The sequence below is a fragment of the Bacillus haynesii genome, assembly GCF_001969855.1.
In the GTDB taxonomy this organism is placed as follows: Bacteria; Bacillota; Bacilli; order Bacillales; family Bacillaceae; genus Bacillus; species Bacillus haynesii.
This window is the reverse complement of sequence record NZ_MRBL01000007.1, coordinates 229,410-252,391: the sequence shown is the minus strand read 5'-3', so window position 1 is coordinate 252,391 and position 22,982 is coordinate 229,410. Positions and strand designations below refer to the sequence as shown.

The window sequence follows — 22,982 nt, the reverse complement described above, 5'->3', positions numbered from 1 at the left end:
CCCTATCTCTGCAATAAATTATAAAAAACAGCGATCGCTCCGCCGATGATGCCGGTGCTGACCGCTGTAATGATCGCGCCTGTGATGCTGCGCTTGATCCAAGTTGTATTCTCTTCGATTTTGTTCAGCTTTTCGTTAATCGAGATGATTTGCTGATCGTGGCGGTCTGATGTTCTTTCGAGTGTGCTGACGCGCTGTTCGAGTGATTTTTGATCAGCCTTAATTCCATTCAACTCATTCTCAAAGATGTTTGTTTCATTTAAGATCGTCAACGAATAATTCCCCTCCAATCTTTATACACTTTCCATATGTCTTCATTTCAATTAAATAAAAAGTTCCTTATCCAATTTGGGACATGGTGACATATGCAGTCGCAATATTTATGGTCTTCCCAGTACTCCTTGGCGTAATGTAGAAAGTAACTTTATCACCCGCTGCAAATTTTTGTTGCAGAAAAAGTACGCATGTATTACCTGTTGTTGCGGGATACCAGATACCTAGTCTCTGATACTCTTTTCCTCCGACATAACAACTTAATATATTCTCTGAATTAACAGTAATGTTTTTGCTAGTAACATACAACCTTATTAAATAGAGACCACTATTTTTTAAAGTTATTTCTGAATTTGATATATTATACTCTTCTAAATGATCGGCTCTTGTTACGCCAAACACTAATTTTGTCGGAACATTCTCCTCCGCAGAAACAGATGAATTTTCATGATCATAAGTATCTACATACGTTCTTTTATTAAAGTCTTCAACTGTCATAACTTTTTTCCAGCCCTTGAAAATGCCGTCAGTGTGTATTGTCCCTAACCATAATGAGTTGTCATAGCTTCGCCAGGCTTGTATCGTCTTTCTGCCTGAATTCGTCTCAATTACATCATAATTAAACCAAGAGCTGTCATTTTCTACCGGATTGTTTTGGACGACATGGCCATTCGCATAATAAAAGCCTGTAGGCAAAGTTAACAAATCTGTTCCATTTTCCAGTTTAGTTCGTTTTCCATTATCATCGGTTATTTTGTATAACTGGGCATCATTCCATTTTGCACGCTCAGTTTCATTAATATGAAGATTCGACTTTTGCTCATGTGCATCGACTTTTGCCTGTGCCCCGATTGTCGTTTCCTGTGTCTGCCATGATGTCCATGTTACAGAATCACTTTTTCTAAACCTAAAATATGACTGTACACCTTTATACGATTCATAAGCACACTGTACTAATGTATTACCGAAACTCATGACCAGTAAAAATACACGATTTGATGAGGGAGGTGAGTTTACCCCTTCATTGTAGATTAAATACATACCCGTTTCAGTCAAAGTATTGTAATCCGTTGTCTCTGCGCTGCCTTTATAAAATACTTTACCGTTATTTTCTGTTAATTTGAATAATTGACCTGAATTCCATCGGGTTCGCTCCGCATCGTTAATGTGGACCGTGACATTATTTGTGTGAGTATCCGTATATGCTTTCGAATTTTTTTCTGCTTCTTTAACAAGATCTGCAATTAACTCATCATTCTTATTCAACTGATCAACAACATTATTAAAAAGATCGGCATGGGCGCGGTCTGTCGTTTCAAAGCGCCTTGGCTTTTTCAAAACCAATTTTATACGCCTCCTTAATCAAATACTTCTTTTTTACCTTTACAACTCCTCTAATGTTATTTAGTCTCGCTTTAGGTTCTTCAGGGGTTTTCCTTAAATCCTCTTCCTTTCGTTAAACTATAAATTCTCTTCATAATTCACTTGTTAGTTCTTGAAATTCTTCCTTAGTGATGTACCCCGTCTCTACACCTTTTCTTATATCCTCAATAGAACAATCATCGTAAGCAATTGCTTCCTTTACCATTTCTGCAGTAGCCCATTTATAAGACAGAGCATACACCCAAAAATTAAGTTTCAATTTCTTTACCTCCCTTGATACTCAGCAGCTCTAGTTTTAAAGATACCAAGTGCTCACCGAGAGCCTTGTTTGCGATTTCAGCTTGCTTCCTAGCCAGTTTTTCATCTGCCAGCTGCCGGCCGAGGGCGGAAAGCTGCTCTGATACAGGATTCTTTTCAACAAATTGATCTTTTTTTAAACCGTTTATATATTCTTGATCCGCTCCCTCTATCCAATCATTTAGGGAAGGGATAAACTTCGCTCTCCATAACCCATCCTTCGGTTTTACAGCCGTTGAATTTTCTGGCATGGAACCCGGACCAACTACAATCTCGGGCCTTTTATAATAGAAGTCATCATCGTATAAAAAGATTTGCATCCCCTATTTCCTCCTTATATGGTGAAGCTGTTATCCAGCGAGACGCCTGAAATATTGGCTTCAATATTGGCATGCTTTCCAACGAGCCTTAATTCTCCGGTGGTTTCGGCTATATATTTTGATGTCCCGGTCGTTCCAAATAGGGTTGCGGCCATCGATTTTTGCGTAGAAGGCCTTGCGTCCGCCGGAAGAATGGCAAAAACACTCGCAAAATCTGGAGATACTACTTCCCCGCGGGTAAACACTTGATTTCCCCATATAGCGTATTGCGGCTTTCTTCCGCCCGCTTTATTTCCGTTTATCAGCGTCAAGTCATACCATTTCATCGTTGTAAAATCAACGTCGGTTATAATGCGTTTCCATCCTTTAAATACACCGTCGGTATGAACAGTTCCATGCCATAATGTATTATCGTAGCTCCGCCACGCATGGATGGTCTTTCTTCCGGCACCAGTTTCAATCACATCGTAATTGAACCAGGAACTGTCGTTTTCTACAGGGTTGTTTTGAACAACATGGCCCGTAGCATAATAAAAACCTGTCGGCAGCGTTAACAAATCCGTTCCGTCGGCCAATTTTGTACGTCGACCGTTATCTCCTGTGATTTTATACAACTGTGCATCAGCAGCTGATGCTAGCTCTATCCAGTCCGACCACTTTCCGTCGGCCACTGTCTTCCTGTACGTTCTATTAGCGTTGTCAAACGCTATAACTTGTCCGTACTCACCGGTGGCATTACATGTCCAAATTCCCCGCACCGCGTTTCCAGGGCTGTTTGAAGCACCGCCTGCTGCCGTGAAATGGATTAACCCTGTATATTTGGGGAGAACCTCGTGAAAGTCATCTTCTAAACCAATATACACTTTACCCTGGCCATTCTCTGAAGTAATATTAAAAATCTGGCTGCCGTCCCATTTCCTTCGTTCACTTGCTGTGATGTGCCTTTCATTATCGTTATTATGTGAATCAAACTCTGCTTTTGTCGCTTGTTTTTCATTGATCACATTACTTAATCCCACCTGGGACTTTGTTACTGCATGCGGATTATTTTTTTTTGTTGCATGGGCATCAGTATACGTTTTAGCCCTTTCTTCAGCTTCCTCAGCCCGCTTTGCAATCCGTTCGTCGTTCACATTCAGCTGATCTATCGCTTCGTTAAACAAGTCGGCATGAGCGCGGTCTGTTGTTTCAAAGCGTCTCGGTTTTTGGATGTCCACCTTGTTTCAGCTCCTTTAATAAATGTCGTCGATTTCAAAGACGAACTCGATGTCGCCGTCTTTTTGCTTGTCTGTCATCGTTCTGACCGCGGTGAATTTTCCGGCTTCATCGACAAGGGCGAGCTCGTTGATCGTTTCCCCTGCCAGTTCGCTTTCTGCCAATGTACATGTATAGCGGACTTTCGCCGGTTCCATGAAGACAAAGCCGTCGATGTCCTTTTGCAGGAGTTCGTTTTTCAGCGCCTGTTCGTTGCCCTGTAGAGGAACGGGTTCGCCTTTATCGTTTGTACCTCCGTTTCCGAAAGCCATTTTTGTGATTTTGGTGAGCTTGCCGCCCTCAGCCCGTGCTTTTGCCATTTGCTGTCTCGCATAAAGCGTTGTCACTGTTAATTGTTGTGCCATTTTGATTTCTCCTTTACAATGCGATTTTTTGCGCCGCTGCTGCCAGCTGCTTTGTACCATCGAGCAAAAATGCGCCGTTTAGCGTCCACCACTTCTCTCTCATTTCAAGTGCGCCTGCTTGCTTAAATTCATGCTCGCATTTGCAGCTGATTTTGAAAGATTGGACCTTGTTGTTTTGATTGGTAATGCCGGTTTTCATGCCTGCTCTTGTTTGCTGTTTCCGCCGGTTTTCAGCGGCCGCCTTGATCGTAAAGCTGGAGGCGGACCGAATGTATTGCCGCTTCTTGTGGCGCAGTGTGAGCTGCTGTTTAAACCTGCGGGGCAGACCGTCGATTTCTCGAAAACCGTTCAAGTAGAATGACTCATCAAGCAGATACTGTCCGTCCAAATAGACCGGTATCGTACCGAAAAAGCCGTTTTTGCTTCTTAAAACGAGCCTGTTATGAACGCTTTTCGGTGGCCGACATTCATAATGAAACCCGCCCCGGAATGTATAAGCCAAATGGGCGGGCTTCATATGATTGACGGTTTGAATGATCGAAGGTATAAACTGCAGATCCTCTCCGTTTACGCTCAGCAAAAAATGATAACGTCCGGCCGTCAGCCTGACGGAGGCGGACGGCTGTTTTAAAAAAGCATTGACCGCGCGCTCGATCGAGCGGCTTGTAATCGGCGGAATATTGGACATCTTGGTTAACAGACGGGCCCTTCGAATATCGACGCCGTCCGAAGCCTCGCGTCTGACATTCAAAATTTTTTCCCACCTGTCCAGCCCCCATGTCGCCGTTGTGACGAAAAGCTGGTCCGTCATATCGAAAATCTCTTGATTTTGCTTCTCAAATTCGGGCGCTTCGGCCGTGATAATTTCTTGGATCTCCCGGATTTCCGTCAAGTATGGCGGCAGATGAAAAGCCATTTCATCAATCTTGCTCAATGATGGTCACCTGCCCCAGCTTTGGAATTTCCGTTTCTGTCAACTGCAGATTTTTCGCTTCCCCGTTGATGAAGACTTCCGAATAGTCATTGACAGAGGACGATTCATAGATCATGTTGTTGATCTGCGAGAGACGGATGACGCTTTCTTTAAAAGCCATTTCTTTAAACAATTCAGTGATTTTTTCTTCAATTTCCTGTTTGGCCTCATCAATCGTCCGGCCTGATGCAGGAATGACTTTTGCAGATATGCTCACGTCTTTCCACACCGCGCTTTCAACCGCGGTATAAGCTCCGATCGGCGCCATGCCTTCTCCTTTGCCTGGATCGGGATCGATATACTGCTTGACTCTTTCGATTAATGCGTCAGAGGCAGGCTCCATTTTCGCGTTTGTAATGACAACCTTTACGGTGCCCTCGCCATTCCACAGCGGAAAGACCTTCGCTTTTCCCACGCCGTCCACCTCTTCGGCCCATTGCTTGTAATGCATCTGATTCGCGCTGACCGCTTCACGGCGGACACGGATCAAATACCTTTCATACAGGGATTCATCCGTCTCCTCGTCGCGGCCGGGAATTTCAAGGCTTCCCATAACCGCTGTTTCAAGCCCGGGAATGGTATCGAGCGGAAGCAAAGGCCGCTCCGAGAAATTGGCGTTTCCTTTTGTTCCGGCCGTTTCACATTCCAGCTTCCCGTCTTCGAGCATGGTAAAATATAAGTCTTCCAGAAAGAAACGGGTTCCGGGGGGAACCGATACTCCATCCGTAAATACCGCAGACCATATGGCTTTTGACGCCCGATAGCGCTCAAGACCGGCCTCAGCCGCCCTTCTGTCCAAATATTCGCCTTCAGCCGTATCCGCATAAACCAAATTCAGCACTTGATCAAGCCAAATATAAGAAAGCGCCAGCTCGGCGGCTGCCGGGGCAAGCGCATTCCATATGACGCTGTTTTCACGCTTGTCAATCTCATCTGAAACCCGCTCAAGCATGCGTTCCATGATCTCTTCAAATGTCTGGTTTTCAAACATCTTCCCCTATCACCTCCTCGATTTCCAATGTCCCTTCATCGGTTTCAACCGAAAAAGACACATGGAAGGCATCACCTTGATGCTCAATCTCGAAATCGGTTACCGCAGAAATTCGGTCATCGTATATGAGGGCTTCCTCAATCAGTCTCGGTATCTCCATTTCTTTATAAGCGTCGGTCGTTTCATAATCTGAAAGAACCTCCTGCAGCTCATTTCCGATGTTATGGCTATAAACGGCGTATGCGTAGCGCTCGGTTCTCAGCGCCATGTAAACCATTTGTTCGACCGCTTCGAGTCCCGAAATCATATCACCCGTCATCCTGCCCGTTTCAAAATCAATTTTGTACGTTTTTGAAGTCTCAATCACGTCGCTGTCATCCTCGATATCTTCAAAAGATACTTCCGGTGAAAGAGCCATCCGAGCCACCTCCTACTCCTACACTCTGTCTATCACAAAAAAAGACTGCCCTCCAGGCATAGCCGCAATCATCACGTGGTCACCGGCATGCAATTGATTGTAAAAGCGAATCGTTTTGTCCTCTCCGTCAATCCGGATCTGTTCCGTATGTTCTGTCAAATGCCTGGCCACCACCAGTAAGTCGGAGGGGATCACCAATTTATCATGATTGCGGAGCTTCAGCTTGAGCGGAGACGCGGACACGACTTCAGCCGGCATGACATCGACAGGCGATTCAGCGTTAACGGCTCCAAGAGCCAGCTCTTTTATCGCATCGCTTAATTTCATGAAGACGCTCCTTCAGGTATTGTGTTTTTAGCGACGACATCAATCGTCATCACATGCTTTGTCCCTGTAAAATCGTGTTTATCTTTATCGACCCAATAGGTTTCTTTAATGCCCGCTTCCGGAATCGATATATAAACCGGCTGTCCGCTTTGAACTTCCGGTATGCCGATTGCCTGTATGCTTTTCAGCTCTTTTTTGACCCCTTTCTTTTCAGCCTGTATCTTCTTCGCCCTATCGCGGAGCTGCGCCTCGTTAATATCATCCGATACCGTTTCTGTGTACTGAAGAACGCCGAATTTTTTCATACCGGCTTCATCGCTGGCGGATGCAGTATAGGTTTTGTTATCTTTCTGCTTTCTCAGCTTCACCCGGGTTGCTGTTTCATCAATTGACGTGCTGTAGGCGTAATCCGTAATGTTCACACCCGTTTCCAAAACCCAGATATTCTCCGGTTCGGGCCACGCCCTTAAACACAGCTTTCCTTTTTCGGCATACAGCTGATAGTTTTTTCCGGTTTGCTTTTTTGTTTCCCGCAGCGCTTTTAAAATGATGTCATACAGGCTCGTATTGTCTTTAAAGACGAGCGATTTAATCGTATGTCCGGTGCTCGCGATCGCGCCTTTGGGAATTTGAAAGTCGTTTGCAATTCGTCTGACAATGTCAGCGGCCGTTTTGTTCGAGAATACATATACATCCTGGTTTTTCACCAAGTACTGAAGCATATCGTACGCTTTAAACGTAAGCGTATATTCTTTCGGTACCCTGCTGAACACAATTCCGCGAAACAGTTCTTTTCCTTTCCATTTAAATAAAACGGTATCGCCTTCCTGCACGCTGTAATATTTGTGGCTCCCCTGCTTGATCACAATCGACGCTTCGATCGAACGAGGCGCCTGGTACCTTTCTCCTTCCAATGTGACGCTTTCGGTGACAAGTTCATACCATTCGCTTTCTTTTATGACAAATAATTCGATCATCGCTATCCCCTGCTTTTGATTTAACAGAAAAACGCCGGTTCACCCGGCGCTTCGTTTTATGGTATTTTCAGCTTTTGCCCCGGGAAAATCCAGTGCCCCGGTTGTTTGATGTTTCGCTTGCTTCGTTTGATCATCGCCTGTTTGTTCGCATTCCAAATTTTCCGCCATTCCTGGCTGTTTCCGTAAAAACGGCCTGCGATGTGCCAGAGCGTATCGCCTTTTTTGACAGTGTACATTTTTGGAGCCGGTTTGGACGGCCGTTTTTTCTTCGTTTTCTTTTTTTGTTTGATCTTCCGGGGTGATGCTGTTTGATACTCTTTTAATGTGAGATCAAAATCCCGGTCACCGATATCCTTTTCACCCTCGCGATGCGAAAAGTTTTCGATGCTGCATGTGAAGTTGATCTTCGTTCCCGTCACGAGAAATTGAACCGGCTTTTTTACTTTCATCCATTTCTCGATTTTGAGAATCGCGTTCTCCGGCGAAAGAAACCCTTTGTATTCCGAGAGCGGGGAATACTTTTTCGGAAAATGAGATGAAAATGAAATCGTCTTTGCTCCCGGTTCATTGATAAACGTCACCTCGCCGAATTTTGACACCTTTACAGATTCGTTCGCAAGATTATTGCTGACGTCAAGCTGCTCGGGAAGCACAGGGAGGCGCAGCTTTTCCTTTCCTTGTGTCAGCCAAAATTCGTACACGGATTTAGTCATAAGCTACGCTTCCTTTCGTCCCAATATGAATGTCACGCTCAAGCTCATCGACAAGAGCGCGCTTGATTTTCGCAATCAATGTTTCCTGGTCGCGCTCACTGTGATAATGATTGTCTCCGGTAATATAGATGTTGACTTCTTTGGCGCCGTTTTCAGCCGGCTGCCGGGATCGGGCCCCACCTGCGGTGGCTGCAGCCGCCTGGCCGCTTGAAATGGAACCTGACCCTTCAGCCGGGTCATGCACTTCCATCCCGAGCGCGCCTGCAGCCCGCTGAAGCAGATATCTGCCGCGGATGCCGCGTTCTTCGGGAATGATCCATTCGCGCTTGCCGCCTTCACCCACGCGGGCAATCTGCTCGCTCGTGATCAGGCCGCCGTTGGCATAGCCTTTATAAGCTCCGCCTCTTGCCATGCTTTTAATCCCTGGAGTGTTAAATGGCGACCCGTATCGCGATTTGATGTAGTTGATGGCCGCTACCGCGTTGTGAACAGGATTGAAAATATCATTCATTCCTTTTCCCTTGTAAGCATTAAACGTTTGACCGATCGTCTGCATCAAGCCTCTGCTCGGGTCCCCCCGCTTGGCGTTAATGTCCCAGCCGTTATAGGCACGCGGATTTCCCCCGGATTCCTTTTGAGCAATGACAGAAAGCGGCTGCAGCCACGATACCGGTGAACCGGTAGCCATGATCGCCTGCATCAGCCACGACTTTACATTTCCGCCGACGGCGCCGATTCCGGAAAACGCTGCTGCCAGTGAGCCTGCTTGTTTTTCCGCAAAACTTTTGACATCGACAGAACTTAAACCTTTGACAATCCCGACCGACGCAAAGCGCCCGAGATTCATCATGACCCGGGACGGAGAATGAATATCTAGTTCTTCGCGGAACGCTTTTTCCACTTTTTTCGCCAAGTTTTTTGCAGCTTGAGAAACTTCGCTGCCTTTTCCATTCATGCCGCTGATAAAGTGTCCGACCATTCCTGATCCCCAGCCTGTAGCTGACTGTTTCGAATCAAGGAACGGCTTGTTGATATTTTTATCAACATACTGACGCGTCCCGGTCGGTGTCGCATTTTGCCCGGATGCAAAGTTTTTGACTGTATTTGCGCCCCAGGAAGATGACGTTTTCACCGTTGTTTGATAAGGCACATTTACTTTTGCTTGAAGAAAACCGCCTGTTCCGGTCGCGGAAGCATTTTGCCCGGAAGCGAACCCGGCAACCGTCTGTTTGCCGTAATTAGACGATTCTGTCGGCAGGCTGCTAAACGGCTTGCTGATGTTTTTTTGCTTCCATTGATCAAGGGAAGGAGCGTTTGAGCCGATCCCTTTATCAAAGCCGCCGGTGAATTCCCGGCCGAAAGCCTGCGCCTCTGCCGCTATACTCCCGACGCCGACAGCAGGCGACACAGAAGCCGAATACGAAGCGGCGCTTGAAACCTGAGAAGAAGCTCCCCCGTCTCCCGCCGCGGCTCCCATGTCGTCAACAACGCGCATGCCGAGCTTGGTCGCGGCCTGGGCAAGCAGCATCTTCCCGCGTCCCCGGTTGTTTTCCGTCGGGATGACGAATTCGTTTCCGGCTTCACCGATCCAGGAGATGGTCGGTTTTGTGATGTAACCGCCTGTGGCATTTTTATCAGGATCTTCTCCTGTCATGAAGTTGATGACGGCATCAATACCGCCGCCAACCTTTCCCCATATTTTACCTACCCATCCGAATGCTTTCTCAAAACCGTCGCTGATCAATCCGGCAATCTTTACAATTGGCTTTTGAATATTTTTCTCAAACCAGCCGGCGACGCCTTCCCAAATGTCTGTTACCGTTTTTTTGGCCGCTTGAAATTTTTCTCCAATGGCTTCTTTTACGCTTGAAAACGTATTTTTTATCGGATTCCAAACCGTATTTATAAACCATGAGGAAACCGCGCCCCAAACTCTTTTAATCATGTTCCAGGTGAATTGAAAACGATTCCAAATTCCAGTTGCCACTTCAATGACTTTTGAAACTACGGGATTCCAAACATTTTCCGCAAACCAGCCGGCGACCGCCGTGAATGTCTCTTGTATCATCGTCCAGGCTGTTGTCAGCTGATTCCAGATGCCTGTTGCTACTTCAATGACTTTGCCCACAACCGGGTCCCAGACATTCTCTGCAAACCAGCCGGCGACCGCCATGAATGTTTCCTGAATCATCGTCCAGGCTGTTGTCAGCTGATTCCAGATCCCTGTCGCTACTTCGATCACCTTGCCGACAACAGGATTCCAGACATTTTCCGCAAACCAGCCCGCCACTGTCATGAATGTTTCCTGAATCATCGTCCAAGCTGTTGTTAACTGATTCCAGATCCCTGTCGCTACTTCGACCACCTTGCCGACAACAGGATTCCAGACGTTATCTGTAAACCATCCCGCTATCATCGACCAGTTTTCTTGAATGGCTCCGAGTGCCTCAGCCGATTTATCTTTAATCGTATTCCACGCTTTCACGACACCGCCATTGTCATCGAACATCTTCCCGAAATATTCACCGATGCTTGAACCGCCCAAGCTTCCGACCATACCTCCAATGGCACCGCCGATTGCCGTCCCCCCCACAGGGAGAATAGCTGTGCCAATTGCCGCACCTGCTGCTGCACCAGCTAAACCGCCGCCAATTCCTCCGCCTGCCGAACCGACTTTTTCGCCTGCGTTTTCTTTGTTCATATCCATTAACTCAGTCGCTGATAAAAGCGCTCCAGCATATGGGAGGGCTTTGCCTCCAACTTTCCCCACTTTTCGAAGACCTTTCATAAACTTGCCGCCGGATCTGTTTCTTCCCGATCCTGTTTCTCCATTAGTAGTGGTTTCTTCACTTCCTGGCCTGCTGCTTGTTGCAGGTTCATTGATTATAGAACCTCCGCCTCCCCCACAGCAGCAACAACCGCCTCCACTTTCTTCACCTTTAAACAGCTTACCGAGGATGGCATCAAACGATTTGTCCCAAATCTTCTCCGGCAGCCCCTTCACCCATTCAACAAATTTACTTTTACCCGCCTTTAGAATTTCAGTCCATATGGCCTCTGCTTTCCCATCCTTACCTTTGTTGTCTTCATCCTGTTCCGTTTTTACAATTGCATCAATTTTAAGGATACGTTTAGCCTCGATGCTGTTAAGCTTTTTTTGCAAAGCACTCAATTTCGCGGTTGCCTGGTCGTTAATCGTAAGGGTGGCCTGATATTCTCTTGCTAAATGATTTTTCAAATAGGAGGAAATCCTGCTGGCTGTCTGGGTGATTTTATCAATGACATAGAGCGTTGCAGAGTATCCTTTTTGCAATACACCCTTCATATAGCCGGAAATTTTTTGAACAGCCGGGGTGACTCGGTCGTTAACGGCTGCAGTTAAGAAGTATTCGGCTGATGACAAATCAGACATGATGCTTCTGATCTTTTGAATGCCCGGTGTTGCCTGATCATTTATTACAATTGAAAATTGATAATTGCCAGGCAGCTTTTGCTTAATCTGATTTGAAATATTGTCGATCGTTTTGCCCGTTTTATCAACTGCTGAAATTTCTAGCTGCCATGATTTCAGGTTGGCTTTTAAGAAAACATTTAGTTTTTTCAATGTTTTCTCTGCTGTTTTCGTTTTTATTTTCATTGTGAACGGGCGACTAAGCTTTTTTTGTCTTTTTTCCAGGTCTTTAAACCCCTTCTGAATCCTTCGCAGCTTCTTAGACACCCGGTCTTCAAGTTCAAAACGTGCCGTCAGTTTTGCCATGGATTATGTACCTCCTTTCCGCGCTTCTTTTTCCAACATTTGAAGTTTGTAGCTGATGAGTCCGTATAATAATGCCTTAAACGGTTTTGGGGCTTCGTACAGCTCCCGGAGCTGGGATGGAGAATAGTGAAGTTCGTGCATCGCAAAATAGAGATACACCGCTTCTTTATTCCCATCCTTGATTAGTTTTTTGCTTCTTCTTCCAGATCTTCAAGATCGTCTTCAAATCCGTTGATTTCAATCGCTTTGTTGAGCCAGTTCGCATATTCTCCTCCGACGGACAGAACGCGTTTGGCCACTTCGACCGGGTCGGCCGTTTTATAGGCTTCTCTTAATTCCTTTGATCGGAAATCAGGATAGATCGTCGATTCAATGGCGATTCTGGCGTAAAAGCGCTGGGTGTCGAGATCCTTGACGCGGCCTCTGCCTTTGATGTTTTTATAAGTTGTATTTTCTTTTTCAAGCTCGTCAATGCGCTCGGTTGTAATCGGCTTAAACACAAACGGAATGACATTGCCCTTTTTATCGACGAACCGCTTTGAGATCGGTACTTTGATTTCTTCGGCTTCAACGGTTTGTCCCGGCATAAAAAAGGATAAATCATATACTTTTTCTTCTTGTTTTTCGCTCATGTCTGCTTGCTCCTTTAACATTCAATTTTTAGCAATAAAAAAGCACTCTCGGCTTGGCGAGAGTGCATGGTGTCATATGTCCTTGCTTCGTTCTGTAAAAAGAAGAAATAGACCAGCTTTTGCAGTCTATTTTTGAAAAGCGGGCTCGTTGTATACGGCTCCTTTTTTAAAACGTATCTTTCAGTTTTTCAGGGACGTCAAAATCTTCAAATGTGAACGGCACTTCTTCTTCGAGCGCTTCTGAGTCGACGTCAAGGCCGGCGATTTTGGCTGAGTCAAAATTCACATCATACAGTGTGACCCGTTCCGTTCCGCGGCCTGATGACTGGTCGTCAAGGACGGCTTGGAGCGTGAAATACGGATCTTCGCCTTTTTTCACGTAGTTCATCATTAATGTGACAAATTGAGATGTGACTTTATAAAATGTCGCCGTTCCCGTGCCGTTTGCACCTGTTGTTTTGTGGCCGGTCATGCGGCGGCCCATAATATTGACTTCAGCTTTATTCTTTTCGACGTTTGCCTCAAATGTTTTGATGTGAGCCATCTCTTGTCCGTCGAGAAAAAGACGGCCTTCTTTTCCGGAAATCGTGTTTTGCGCTTTTAATGCCATATTATTTTACCTCCACATTAAAGTAGAATTTTTCTGCTGCATCAACCGGCTGAACGGCCAAATCGATTAAAAACCCGTCGCGGTCTTCATTCAGTGTAATGGCAATATCGCTTTCAGAATCAAAGCCGGTAATGCCGCCGGCTTCCTGAAGTGACGTCATATACTGAATGATCAGCGTTTTGACGTACTGCAAACCATCATCGGACGCAGGAATGTCGCTGCCGCTTGCTTTTCGCGCTTTGATTAAAGCCTTTAATTCGCGGGTCAGGTCATTGTTGACTCCGTCGAGAACGCGGATGATTTTATTTTTCGAGAATTTTTTGTTCTTGTCGGCCGTGAAACTCGTTAAAGAGTTGATGTCTTTTTCGACGCTGACCGATTGATCTCGTGCATCAAACGTAAATAAAAACTCGCCTTTTTTCAGACGTTCGATGACCTGGTCTTCATCCAGACGGTTCAGGACATCAACAGCTCCTTCGTATTCGACAAATGTCAGCGACTGATTAAAAGTCGCGCCTGCGCTCGCTCCAGCAACCCATGCCGTCGCTTTTTCAGGGGTGATTTCTGTGCCGTCTTCCAGCACGACGCCTCCCGTTACATTAATGATGCCTTCATAGTCTCCGGCATAATCGGCGACAACGCCTTGGACTTTCTGGCCCTGCTTGTCGCGAAGGCGTTTGATGAAAGCGGCAAAAGTGGCTTTCAGCTGTTCATTGTCTGCAACCGGAAGTGCGATCGTATTGAAGTATTCCGTTTCGGCAGCATCTAAAAATGCGGTGTAATCAGCAACGCTTGCCGTTCCGTTTTCTCCGCCTTCCAGCTTTGTGCCCGCTGTCAGTTCAAGCGCGCCTTCCCCTTGAAACGCAACGTACGCATTTGCGGTAAGCTCTTCTGCCGTTTTGACGGTTTGTCGGTCAGCTTCATCTATTCCGACAAAGGTTGTGACATCAAACTTTTTAGAATCGAGCACATTTTCGGAAATGCGGATCGAAATGTCGTTCCCTTTCTCGCCTCCGTATTTTGCCGTTACGCTTAGCGTTTCGCCGATTTGGGCTTTCGCCGGCGCTCCTGTGTTCAGACGGTACAGCAAAACGGTCTGCGCATTTTTCTTCGCTTCGCGGAAAAGCAGAAGAGACGGATCATCGATGTTCAATCCTACTTTTTTATTTAAATCTTCAACGCTGGAAATCGATACGAATGTTTTCGGCTCCCCCCAGCTCATGACGACAGGGAGGGCAACTGTGCCGCGGTCCCCGATGGAAACCCGTTCCTCCGCTGTCGTTTTAAAATTAAAATAAATGCCGGCACGATCTTTTTCTTTGCCTGGTGTAAATGTTCCGCCGTTCATTAATTCATGACCTCCTTGGCTAAAAATGTTTGAATAAGCTGACTTGCCTCATGTTTTGAAATCTGCTTTTCTTTCACATGAAAAAGAGCACCGTCGAGAACTTCCGGCTTAATGCCGAAAAGCTCTTTCGCGTGCTCCCTCAGATCTTCGATGTAGAACAGCGCTTCACGTTGCTCTTGAGGCGCCTTTTTTGCTTCGGTGTTTGTTTTTTTGCTGACTGCCAATTATTTCACCCCGTTTGTAAAATCAATTGTTTCCAGAGAAAGTTCGCTTTCCCGTTTGTACCAGTAGCGGCTGTTCCATTGAATAATAATGGACGCTGTGCCGGAATCCCCTATCCTCGTCTCGATCCGGCTGATCCTCAAGCTGTCCCCTGTGCCTTTACCCGATCGGTCAATGAGCGGTATGATGTGCCGCGCTTCCCTTACGGCGTCTGCAATGCGCTCGGCATGATCGTGAGCCTGCTGCGAATCATGGTGAAACAGTTTCACATTCAGGGTGAAGACTTTTTTAAATGTTGAAACCGTATCATTCTCATCAAAAACAGAAGGGGGAGGAAAATATAGTGACGGTATTTGAAAATGGTCGGGTATTTCCTTTTCATAACAGACGACAGGAAAGACTTGATAAAAGAAATTCATGACAGATCCCGTTTCGTCGTTCAAAGCTTCACCTCCTTAAAGGGAATTCAGCCATGTTTGCAGCCTTTCATGCAGGCGTTTTTCAAATAAACGCTCAAATATGTAAAGCGCATGCTCCCAATAGCCTGTTCCCTTTACCCATTGCCGTTTTAAGGCCATGCCTGACCATGAACCGGGATCGTATTGAAACCGGCCGCCGTGCCATTGTCCCGGAATCCACCTGACTTCATCTTTTCCGCCTGACCAATGGCCGTCATTTACGAATGAGGCGTACTCTAACTCCGTCCCGACTTCAAGCGTGAGGCCGCCTTTTTCGATTTCCCACCTGTTCCCTTCGGCGCCCCGCTTGAAAGAGCGCAAAAGGCTGCCGGTATCAATCGATCCAGCGCGCACGATTTCGTCACGGACCAGGTCCAAAAAATCGGTTCCCGCCTGTTCAAGCCACTTGGCAGCTTCAGTTCGAAAGCCGCTCTGCCCCGCTTTTTCCAGCGTCTGCGACAGCTGTTTCAATCCTTTGATTTTCATAGTTTTTCATCCCTGACCGCTAAGACTTCCAGGTGATGGCCTTTGATGTGGCGCGGCTGCTGGAGCGTGTAGCTGACACCGTTCCAGACCGCCTGATCGTGAAGGCGCACATCTGCATCCGCCGGAAAATGGGCCAAATATGAATGATAGATGACCTGTTCGGGATCTTGCTGGATGATCGACTGGTTTTTTTCCGTGAAATAGCAGGGAACGTCCTGAAGATCAGGTGTGTCCCTGTATGTGCGGATCGGCTGCAGGTCTGGCGCGGGAATGCCGTACCTTGCTTCCTCGGCCTGATCTTCCTTTAGATGATAGATATCGCAGCGGTCGCTTAATAATCTTTTGTAGCTCATAGCGGCAGCACCTTGAATCGAACAGATTCATAATCAAGAATAAATTCTTCGAGCAGTTTATAGACGTCGGGCTTCGCCAGGCCTCCGCTTCTTGAGAGCGTATAGGAGTAGTCGCCCAATTTCTCGGATTTGTAGCCTTTCAAAAGCGATTCATCACCGTTTTTCAATGCAAAGTACTGTGCCAGCTGCAGCAAAGCGAGCCTTGCCTTTTCCGGCAGCGGATCATATTTTTCATCTGTAAAACGATGCCCCGTGATCTGCTCGGCTTCCGCTTCCGCTTCAAGGATATCCTGCCGCAGCAATTCCTGCGGCCGGTTTTTCACGGCTTCAATAACGGAATATTGGACGATATCGTCGGGCGTGATCAGCAAGTTCATCACATCCTTCCAGAGCTTTTAGCTGTTGTCCGGGGCGCTTTCGCTTGTGCCCGGACTCGTTCCCCGCCGATCGGCTATGCTTTATTGGAACCGTTCAGACTAAGGCATTTACTCTTTTACATTGACGATTTTTGCAACCGCGTCTTCTTCTTCGAATTTGCTGTCCAGTTTTGCCGTCAGGACAATGATAAATTTGCGTGCGCGAATGTCTTTATCGACTTCAATTCTGATATTGCGCGAGAAACCGAGAATGATATTTTTCGGATGCGTCAAGATAATGTCTGATGCTTCGGCGGCCGTATCTCCTTCTCCGTATGCATACGGCTGAATATTTGAGACCCCTTTAACAGGCACGCCAAAAGCGGTTGAAAGTCCGCCCTGTACGGCCGCATCCCCGAGAGTGGTTTGACGGTCTGCGACGCGGTCTTTCCATTCAACCTCCTGACCGAGCGATGTGTAGAATCTGAATTCCTGTGGCACGCGCATATATTTTGCCGGAACAGCTTTCAGCCCTTGTTTGAAAAGCTGTCGGCTGATTTGCTCCCCGCCTGCATCGACGATGTGGGAGACCGACTGCTTCCGGATCCCGTCGAGCTGGGCAAGATACGGATCTGAAGATGAGACATCACCGTTGACGATCAGTTCTTCAATATCCACGGCAGCCCGTTCCGCCAGCATTTGCATCAACGTCTGTTGAAGGCCGTCTTTTTCAATGTTATTTTCGAGCGTGTCATAAGTAATATTGACTTCGGCAATGACTTCTTTCGCATTCAGCTCGACCGTGCTGGTCACCGGTGCGGTTAATTGGTCTTTCGCCAACGCTTTACCTTCATCAGCTGCTCTTAGAATCCGCTGGCCAAAACCGATCTTTTCAAATTTTTGCGAGTCATTTTCCATTTGAATGACGCGCGATTCGCTGAAAATTGTCGGCGTGTTTTGCACCATGCGAATAAATGCAGAAGCCTGCGCCGGATTCATTAATCCTCCGCTTTTCAGCGTCGCAAGCGACATCTCGGCTTTACGAATAATCTCTTGATTTCTCATTGTCTTCCTCCTCCAAATTAAAGCAATCCGCTCCAAATCGATTTTTTAACTTCTTCTTCCCCTTCTTTTTCAGCCGCTGCCTGCTTTGAGGCGCCTCTCATCTTTTCGAGTGCTTCAATGCGTGCAATAAGAGGGGCGAGCATGTCCTCGACGATTTCCTTCACATGTGCGTCTTGGTCTGTCTGCTGCTCTTTTTCATCTGCTGCTTTATCCCCTTCCAAATCGTCAAGACGTTTGAGAAGCGGAGCCAAGACGGCTTCAATCGTTCCTTGAACTTCTGATCGTTTCATCTTTTTTTCTTCCTCTCCCGTTTTTTGTTTGTCGCCGGCAAAAAACTGCTTAAACAGCTGAAAGAAACTGCCGGGCTCATCGGTTTCAGAGCCGGCGCGGGGCGCGTGCTCGACCGTTTCGGCAGTGCCCGCCATGCTGTAGCCGGTGATGCTTCCTTTTTTAATCTGTTCCCAGATCTCATCGCCGGCTTTTGTGACCAGCACCCAAGAGCCTTTCACAATCGTTTCGCCGTTTACTTCAAAATCAGCCGGCGCAACATAGGACTCCACGACTTCTCCGACGCCTCCCTGGAAATTGTGATCCTTGTCGATCTTCCGGGCATTTTTCAGAAAACCGTGGGCGGCTTTTTGAATTTCTTCAGCCGTCATAAAGTCGCCGTGGGCATCCTGAATGTCGGGCTCGTAGACTACGCCGTAGACGAGCTTCTTTTCATCCTCAGCTTTTGCAATCAGCTTGACTTCCTTTTGAAATGTCGGCGGTTCACTCGACTTCGTCATAAAAAATTTCTTTTTGTTCGCCGCTTTGTCGACATAACTGACGAAATTGATCTTGGCATTTTTAAGCTCTCTCGGCACGAAGTGTTCACCTCCTTTCAGTGATCTGTTTCAATGTCTCGACGGCTTCCTGCAGTTCAGACAGCAGTGCTCCGGCTTCCGCTTCAGCATTCTTTGAGCTTTCCTGGTAAACGAGCGGCCTGCTGAATTCTTCTTCCGGCCATTCATCAAGCGTCTTGCCGAGCACTCTGCCGGCCAGGTCTCGCAAATCATTTGCAGATACCGCTCCCGCCTGAATAAAAGGACCGAGCACTTTTGCGATCTCAAGCGGATCGCGAAAGTCCGGTCCTTTCAGCTGGAACCTCGCGTGAAAAATGTTTAAATCACGGAGAAACAGCGTATTCAGCTTGCCGATCAATATTTTCCGCTCCGGTTCAAAAACCTGTTCTTCGGTGATTTTGCGGGCGGTATCGGCTGTCGCCCTGTTATATTCATGGGCATCACCAGTGTAGAGCGGCGGGAGCCTAAAGGAAGAGCGGATTTTATTCCGGGTTTTCTCGTCATATTCAAGAAACAGCGCATCTTCCTGCAAAATTTCGGCGAGGGATTTGATGTCCACTTTCACCGGTGTAATGTCCTGGCTGCCGTGAATGTCTTTTTCCTGTGCGATCCCCTCTGCTTCGATCAGCAAAAATTTGTGGGCATTTTCAACGCCTTCCAAGTCGTTCATATATTCCTGCAGCTCTCTGTAGGAAGCCTCTGAGAGCATGCCGTTTTCAACCGTAATGACGGCAGGTACGTGCCGGCCTTGTCTGAAGTACATATAATTCAGCTCTTCCGCTTTCCGCGCTCCGTACAGGTTGACAATATTTCCGATCCAGCGCGGAACGCCGTAGACGCCGCTGCCGATTTTAAAATGGATCGCTTCATTCGCGCTTCGTTCAGGCGGAGTCTGTCTGTCAAACGCTCCGGTGGTCATATCCATGACGCGCGGATCGCCGTATTCTTTAAAGTACACTTTCCTGCCGTCAATCATCTGAACGTATTTGCGGAACCTTTTTTCCCTTTTGATGTTTTTTAGCGATCCGTTTTCCATGTAGGTGTATTCAACTTCGATCGGTTCTGTAAATCCGCATACGCGCATATTTTTGACATCGAGATATTCTATACCGGCCGGCTGCCCCGCACCGTTTCTGAGCACCTCCAAAAACCCGTTCCCCGTTTTTTCGCGGTCCTCTATCATATGGCTTAAAATCGTTTCAGCCGATTCATCAAAATGAAGATGGCGGCAAAAATCTTCAAGCCTTGTCCAATCGGTCTCAGCAGCTTTTTTCTTATCGGGCGTCACATCCGCACCGTTGAAATCAAAAGCGTATTCTACATCGAGCCCGAACCCCGCAATATTCGTTTTATAGGCGTCAATGCATTGCTGCAGAATTGAAGAATATTCGGCAATGGCTTTCAGTTCTTTCAAATTGTAAGGCGGAGCGATAATCTCATCGCCGTAGATCTCCGAAAATTGATCTTCATATATTTGTTTTGTTACAGGCCCGTGAAAACGGGATTTCATGACTTTCGCTCTTACCGTTTGCTGAGTGGACATAGCTATCTCCCCCTTTTCCTGTTCGGCCGTTTTCTCACTTCCGGCTCAGCCTTCAAATCGGTGACTTCATAATCATCAAGCGCGTACCATAGCGCGGAAAGCGTGTGCGGATCAATTGTAAACTGATCCTCCTTCAGATTGCCGTCTTTATCCGTCGCATAGGTCAGCGGCTTCAATTCGTAGATCGTATTGGCACATCGGTCAGAACAGAATATTTTTTTAAACCGCTTGATTTTTTTCGTATATTGCAGGCGCGAGCCTTGGAACTTGTGGGCTGCTGTCATGTTAAAACCGTTCTGCCTGAAAAACTGAATGCTTTTCGGCTCAGCGGGATCAGCTTTGATCAGCTCCTTCGTAACCGCGAATTCGTTAAGCTCTTCAGCCGTCTTGTCGTCTGTCATTTTATTTTTGTAGTACTCCCAATAGATATATAGATATTTTTTGTCGGGATCGACGGCCGCCCGGACGACGGCATTGTAGGATGCCTCAAATCCGAAATCCATTCCGGTTCTCTTCAGCGGGTTGGAAATGGCGGAGATCTGTCTCATGACCTCCTCATGCTCCATCACTTCAAATTGCGGCAGAACCCTTGTGCCGTTTACCCCGAACCGTCCTTTTCTGGCAATCCGGTACAGATCGGGATCATATGCTTTCATATCATCAAGCTGTTTGAGGTAGCTTTTCGGCAAAAACAGGTTGTCATCCGCTGTAGAATGGTGGTAATACGTATCACCGACGACAGCGACCCGCTTTTTGTACAAGACCTCATCATCCAAAATAAACCGCTTGTTCCGCTCATCCTTGAAAAAATGTCTGTACGTCCAGTTTGACTGGCTGACGGGGTTTGTCGTCAACATCATATACAGCCTGTGATCAGGATGCCTCAGCCGGCCGATCAGTTCCTTGAAGCCCTCATACTTCACTTCCGAACATTCTTCAATCCAAATCAGCGAGATGTTGTTGACGGATTTCAATTTCGCCGGGTTGTCCATCCCTTTAAAAATAATCCGGCTGCCGTTTGCAAACCTGATGTGCATCGGTGAAGCAACCGCCTCGGCCGCCTTATGAACACCCAGCTCATCGATAATGGATGCGAATAAAGAAAACGTCGAATCCCTGTGTGTTTCAAACACTTCCCTTACGACAAGAGCGGTCCGCTTTTCCTGAAGCAGCTTTAAAATGACTTTTAAAGCGGTATGATAGCTTTTCGACGAACCGTATCCGCCGACAAGAAATTGAAACGTCTGATCCCAGTTAAACAAATAATCTTCAAAATGCGGATTGACTTCTTTCATGATCAAGCCGGATCACCTTTTCGGGCGATTACCACTTCAACGGGACCTGATTCCGCATCTTTGTCGGCTTTTTGTTTGGCGAGCTTCAGCTTCTCATTTTCAATTTTCCGCTTAAATGAATCAGGGAAAAGGTCAAAATACTGTGAGAGCTTATCGAGCGCCTTCATTTTATCGGCCAGCTTAATCGCGATTCCTTCTTTCCCGAGTTTCGCTTCCGTGATGACTGTGCCATCGACGAGGTCGGAATGTTTCACATCGACAAAGCTGACCTCTTTCATAACCGGATTGTTTTCTTCATCAAACAGCGGTCCGGACTTTCCGACAGCCTGTACCTCTTTTTTGCCGAAAGTCACATAATCGGTCATATCGGCAAACGCGATTTTCACATAAACTTGGAGAACATCCATTGCCTCGACGAATATCTCCCCTACCATTTCTTTTTTGATCCGCCTGATTTCATCGGCCACCTTTTCGTTTTTCAGAAGCCGGCAGCCTGTCACATGTGCGCTGGCCGGGGAATAGCCCGCTTTTACCGCCGCTTGGGTGGCATTGAAGCTTTTCACATAATAGATGCAAAACAGCCGCTGCCGTTCATTCAGCCCTTCATTGTGGATGTCTGCTTTTCCCCGGTCCGTGTCATCCCCATTTAAAACCTCTTTCCAACGGTCGCGGGTTTTCCAAACGCTGACTTTTTTATTTGAAACACCGAGTTCTCTTGCGATAGCAAGATTCGTAATGTTCCCCCCGTATTGTTGATAGAGACGAAAAGCTTCATCCCTTTTTGGATCCCTTTTCCTTGGCATTGTTCATCTTCACCGCCTCTCATTATCAGAAACAGTAATATTTCATCACTATATGAATCTTCCATTTATGAACAGTACGTTATATTTTTTTCTCTTTTCACTTATAGGTGGCAAACGTATGACAAAAGACAGATATCAGAGTGTCGACAAACTCTCGCATTCGTTGTCAGGCCTGCTGAGTCGATGCTCACGAATAGGAGACGGCTAGCCGACCAGGCGTCGTGCCTGAACGCCGCCGTCATCATATCCTGTGAAAGTCAGCTCCGATGCTCGGCTTTCCTAGACTGCAAGGGTTGCGGGTCGCGTTGAAGGGATGACAAAATCCCAAAACAAAAAGCCGTTTTTGGATATTGTCAACAATCTGGCTATATCGTTATGCCATACAATCGAGAGGCTTTTCGATTTGTTTCGCGATTTTCAGCTGTGCCCGTTTTACATTGGTTTGAACAGTAGACTTTTTGATGCCGAGCATGGCGGCAATCCGCTCATAGGAAAACTGTTCGACCTTATGTAAAATGAAGATTTCTTTTTCGCGTGCCGTAAGGGCAGACAGTGCGGTTTCAATCCGGGCTTTATCGTATGCTGACACTTCCTGAGCAGGTTCAAATGCAATCTGTTCTGAGAACGTGTCGATGATCTGCGGATCTTTCAGGAGCATCCGTTTATAAGCGTCGCGCCTGTCAATCGCCCGTCTGATTCCCGGCTCCCTTCCGTTTTCAAGCCAGTCGATCACATATTCCAAATCGGTCATCATGTTTCTGATCAGTTTTTTATCTTTCAGCTGTTCAGCCGTCAGCCCTTGTTCATCTTGATAGGGCCGATATAGTTTTTTCGTGTTTTTCAGCGCTCTTTTATATTCGAAAAGCAAATCTTCCATTTTGGTGTACCTCCGTTTTTTTGAAATAAAAAAGGACACCA

Annotated in this window: 28 protein-coding genes; all 28 read right to left on the bottom strand. The window is 46.8% G+C overall.

What is annotated here, in order from left to right; translation table 11 throughout:
* Positions 1-2: 2 nt before the first annotated feature.
* A complete protein-coding gene (locus tag BTA31_RS08185) occupies positions 3-272 on the bottom strand; it encodes a hemolysin XhlA family protein (protein WP_020451036.1) in 270 nt (89 codons plus the stop codon).
* 67 nt (positions 273-339) lie between these two features.
* Complete coding sequence (locus tag BTA31_RS08180) at positions 340-1,617, bottom strand: pyocin knob domain-containing protein (protein ID WP_239693154.1); 1,278 nt, start codon at positions 1,615-1,617, stop codon at positions 340-342.
* A gap of 130 nt (positions 1,618-1,747) precedes the next feature.
* Positions 1,748-1,915: an XkdX family protein gene (locus BTA31_RS08175; RefSeq protein ID WP_076790673.1), complete on the bottom strand. Its 168-nt coding sequence runs from the start codon at positions 1,913-1,915 to the stop codon at positions 1,748-1,750.
* Positions 1,905-2,273 (bottom strand): XkdW family protein, encoded by a 369-nt coding sequence (locus BTA31_RS08170; RefSeq protein ID WP_076790670.1) that lies wholly within the window; start codon positions 2,271-2,273, stop codon positions 1,905-1,907. Before BTA31_RS08170 ends, BTA31_RS08175 begins: the two co-directional genes overlap by 11 nt.
* A gap of 14 nt (positions 2,274-2,287) precedes the next feature.
* Entirely contained in the window at positions 2,288-3,490 is a 1,203-nt protein-coding gene (locus BTA31_RS23265) for a hypothetical protein (protein WP_239693153.1), read from the bottom strand.
* Positions 3,491-3,505: 15 nt separating this feature from the next.
* Positions 3,506-3,892 carry a phage tail-collar fiber domain-containing protein gene (locus BTA31_RS08160; RefSeq protein ID WP_076790667.1) on the bottom strand — a complete coding sequence of 129 codons (387 nt, stop codon included), beginning with the start codon at positions 3,890-3,892 and terminating at the stop codon, positions 3,506-3,508.
* A 13-nt stretch (positions 3,893-3,905) separates the two neighbouring features.
* Positions 3,906-4,826 carry a YmfQ family protein gene (locus BTA31_RS08155; protein WP_076790665.1) on the bottom strand — a complete coding sequence of 307 codons (921 nt, stop codon included), beginning with the start codon at positions 4,824-4,826 and terminating at the stop codon, positions 3,906-3,908.
* Positions 4,813-5,856: a baseplate J/gp47 family protein gene (locus tag BTA31_RS08150; protein ID WP_076790663.1), complete on the bottom strand. Its 1,044-nt coding sequence runs from the start codon at positions 5,854-5,856 to the stop codon at positions 4,813-4,815. Before BTA31_RS08150 ends, BTA31_RS08155 begins: the two co-directional genes overlap by 14 nt.
* A complete protein-coding gene (locus BTA31_RS08145) occupies positions 5,849-6,274 on the bottom strand; it encodes a DUF2634 domain-containing protein (protein ID WP_076790660.1) in 426 nt (141 codons plus the stop codon). The genes BTA31_RS08150 and BTA31_RS08145 overlap by 8 nt, the downstream gene beginning before the upstream one ends.
* A gap of 18 nt (positions 6,275-6,292) precedes the next feature.
* Positions 6,293-6,601, bottom strand: a complete 309-nt coding sequence (locus BTA31_RS08140; protein ID WP_003180843.1) for a DUF2577 domain-containing protein — start codon at positions 6,599-6,601, stop codon at positions 6,293-6,295.
* Complete coding sequence (locus BTA31_RS08135) at positions 6,598-7,578, bottom strand: XkdQ/YqbQ family protein (RefSeq protein ID WP_076790658.1); 981 nt, start codon at positions 7,576-7,578, stop codon at positions 6,598-6,600. Before BTA31_RS08135 ends, BTA31_RS08140 begins: the two co-directional genes overlap by 4 nt.
* 56 nt (positions 7,579-7,634) lie before the next feature.
* Complete coding sequence (locus tag BTA31_RS08130; protein WP_076790656.1) at positions 7,635-8,291, bottom strand: LysM peptidoglycan-binding domain-containing protein; 657 nt, start codon at positions 8,289-8,291, stop codon at positions 7,635-7,637.
* Positions 8,284-12,048 (bottom strand): transglycosylase SLT domain-containing protein, encoded by a 3,765-nt coding sequence (locus BTA31_RS08125; protein WP_076790654.1) that lies wholly within the window; start codon positions 12,046-12,048, stop codon positions 8,284-8,286. Before BTA31_RS08125 ends, BTA31_RS08130 begins: the two co-directional genes overlap by 8 nt.
* A 3-nt stretch (positions 12,049-12,051) precedes the next feature.
* Entirely contained in the window at positions 12,052-12,189 is a 138-nt protein-coding gene (locus tag BTA31_RS22520; protein ID WP_094777418.1) for a hypothetical protein, read from the bottom strand.
* A 41-nt stretch (positions 12,190-12,230) separates the two neighbouring features.
* Complete coding sequence (locus BTA31_RS08120; protein ID WP_003180832.1) at positions 12,231-12,680, bottom strand: phage tail assembly chaperone; 450 nt, start codon at positions 12,678-12,680, stop codon at positions 12,231-12,233.
* Between the two features lie 166 nt (positions 12,681-12,846).
* Positions 12,847-13,290: a phage tail tube protein gene (locus BTA31_RS08115; RefSeq protein WP_020451024.1), complete on the bottom strand. Its 444-nt coding sequence runs from the start codon at positions 13,288-13,290 to the stop codon at positions 12,847-12,849.
* A 1-nt stretch (position 13,291) separates the two neighbouring features.
* Positions 13,292-14,638, bottom strand: coding sequence for a phage tail sheath family protein (locus tag BTA31_RS08110; RefSeq protein ID WP_076790652.1), 1,347 nt, complete (start codon positions 14,636-14,638; stop codon positions 13,292-13,294).
* Positions 14,638-14,862 (bottom strand): YqzN/YkzM domain-containing protein, encoded by a 225-nt coding sequence (locus BTA31_RS08105; RefSeq protein WP_076790650.1) that lies wholly within the window; start codon positions 14,860-14,862, stop codon positions 14,638-14,640. The genes BTA31_RS08110 and BTA31_RS08105 overlap by 1 nt, the downstream gene beginning before the upstream one ends.
* Positions 14,863-15,303, bottom strand: coding sequence for a hypothetical protein (locus BTA31_RS08100; protein ID WP_003180824.1), 441 nt, complete (start codon positions 15,301-15,303; stop codon positions 14,863-14,865).
* A 12-nt stretch (positions 15,304-15,315) separates the two neighbouring features.
* The gene (locus BTA31_RS08095) at positions 15,316-15,804 is read right to left on the bottom strand and encodes an HK97 gp10 family phage protein (protein WP_076790648.1); all 489 of its coding nucleotides are present in this window, start codon (positions 15,802-15,804) and stop codon (positions 15,316-15,318) included.
* Positions 15,801-16,157: a YqbH/XkdH family protein gene (locus BTA31_RS08090; protein WP_076790645.1), complete on the bottom strand. Its 357-nt coding sequence runs from the start codon at positions 16,155-16,157 to the stop codon at positions 15,801-15,803. The genes BTA31_RS08095 and BTA31_RS08090 overlap by 4 nt, the downstream gene beginning before the upstream one ends.
* Positions 16,154-16,528, bottom strand: a complete 375-nt coding sequence (yqbG, locus tag BTA31_RS08085; protein ID WP_043925375.1) for a protein YqbG — start codon at positions 16,526-16,528, stop codon at positions 16,154-16,156. The genes BTA31_RS08090 and yqbG overlap by 4 nt, the downstream gene beginning before the upstream one ends.
* A 114-nt stretch (positions 16,529-16,642) precedes the next feature.
* Positions 16,643-17,578: a phage major capsid protein gene (locus BTA31_RS08080; protein WP_076790642.1), complete on the bottom strand. Its 936-nt coding sequence runs from the start codon at positions 17,576-17,578 to the stop codon at positions 16,643-16,645.
* 17 nt (positions 17,579-17,595) lie between these two features.
* Positions 17,596-18,444, bottom strand: a complete 849-nt coding sequence (locus tag BTA31_RS08075; RefSeq protein ID WP_043929211.1) for an XkdF-like putative serine protease domain-containing protein — start codon at positions 18,442-18,444, stop codon at positions 17,596-17,598.
* Between the two features lie 7 nt (positions 18,445-18,451).
* Entirely contained in the window at positions 18,452-19,966 is a 1,515-nt protein-coding gene (locus BTA31_RS08070; RefSeq protein WP_076790640.1) for a phage portal protein, read from the bottom strand.
* 2 nt (positions 19,967-19,968) lie between these two features.
* The gene (locus tag BTA31_RS08065) at positions 19,969-21,267 is read right to left on the bottom strand and encodes a PBSX family phage terminase large subunit (RefSeq protein ID WP_076790638.1); all 1,299 of its coding nucleotides are present in this window, start codon (positions 21,265-21,267) and stop codon (positions 19,969-19,971) included.
* Entirely contained in the window at positions 21,264-22,064 is an 801-nt protein-coding gene (locus tag BTA31_RS08060; protein ID WP_076790636.1) for a terminase small subunit, read from the bottom strand. The genes BTA31_RS08065 and BTA31_RS08060 overlap by 4 nt, the downstream gene beginning before the upstream one ends.
* A 373-nt stretch (positions 22,065-22,437) precedes the next feature.
* Positions 22,438-22,941, bottom strand: a complete 504-nt coding sequence (locus BTA31_RS08055; RefSeq protein ID WP_043929207.1) for a sigma-70 family RNA polymerase sigma factor — start codon at positions 22,939-22,941, stop codon at positions 22,438-22,440.
* Positions 22,942-22,982: the final 41 nt, after the last annotated feature.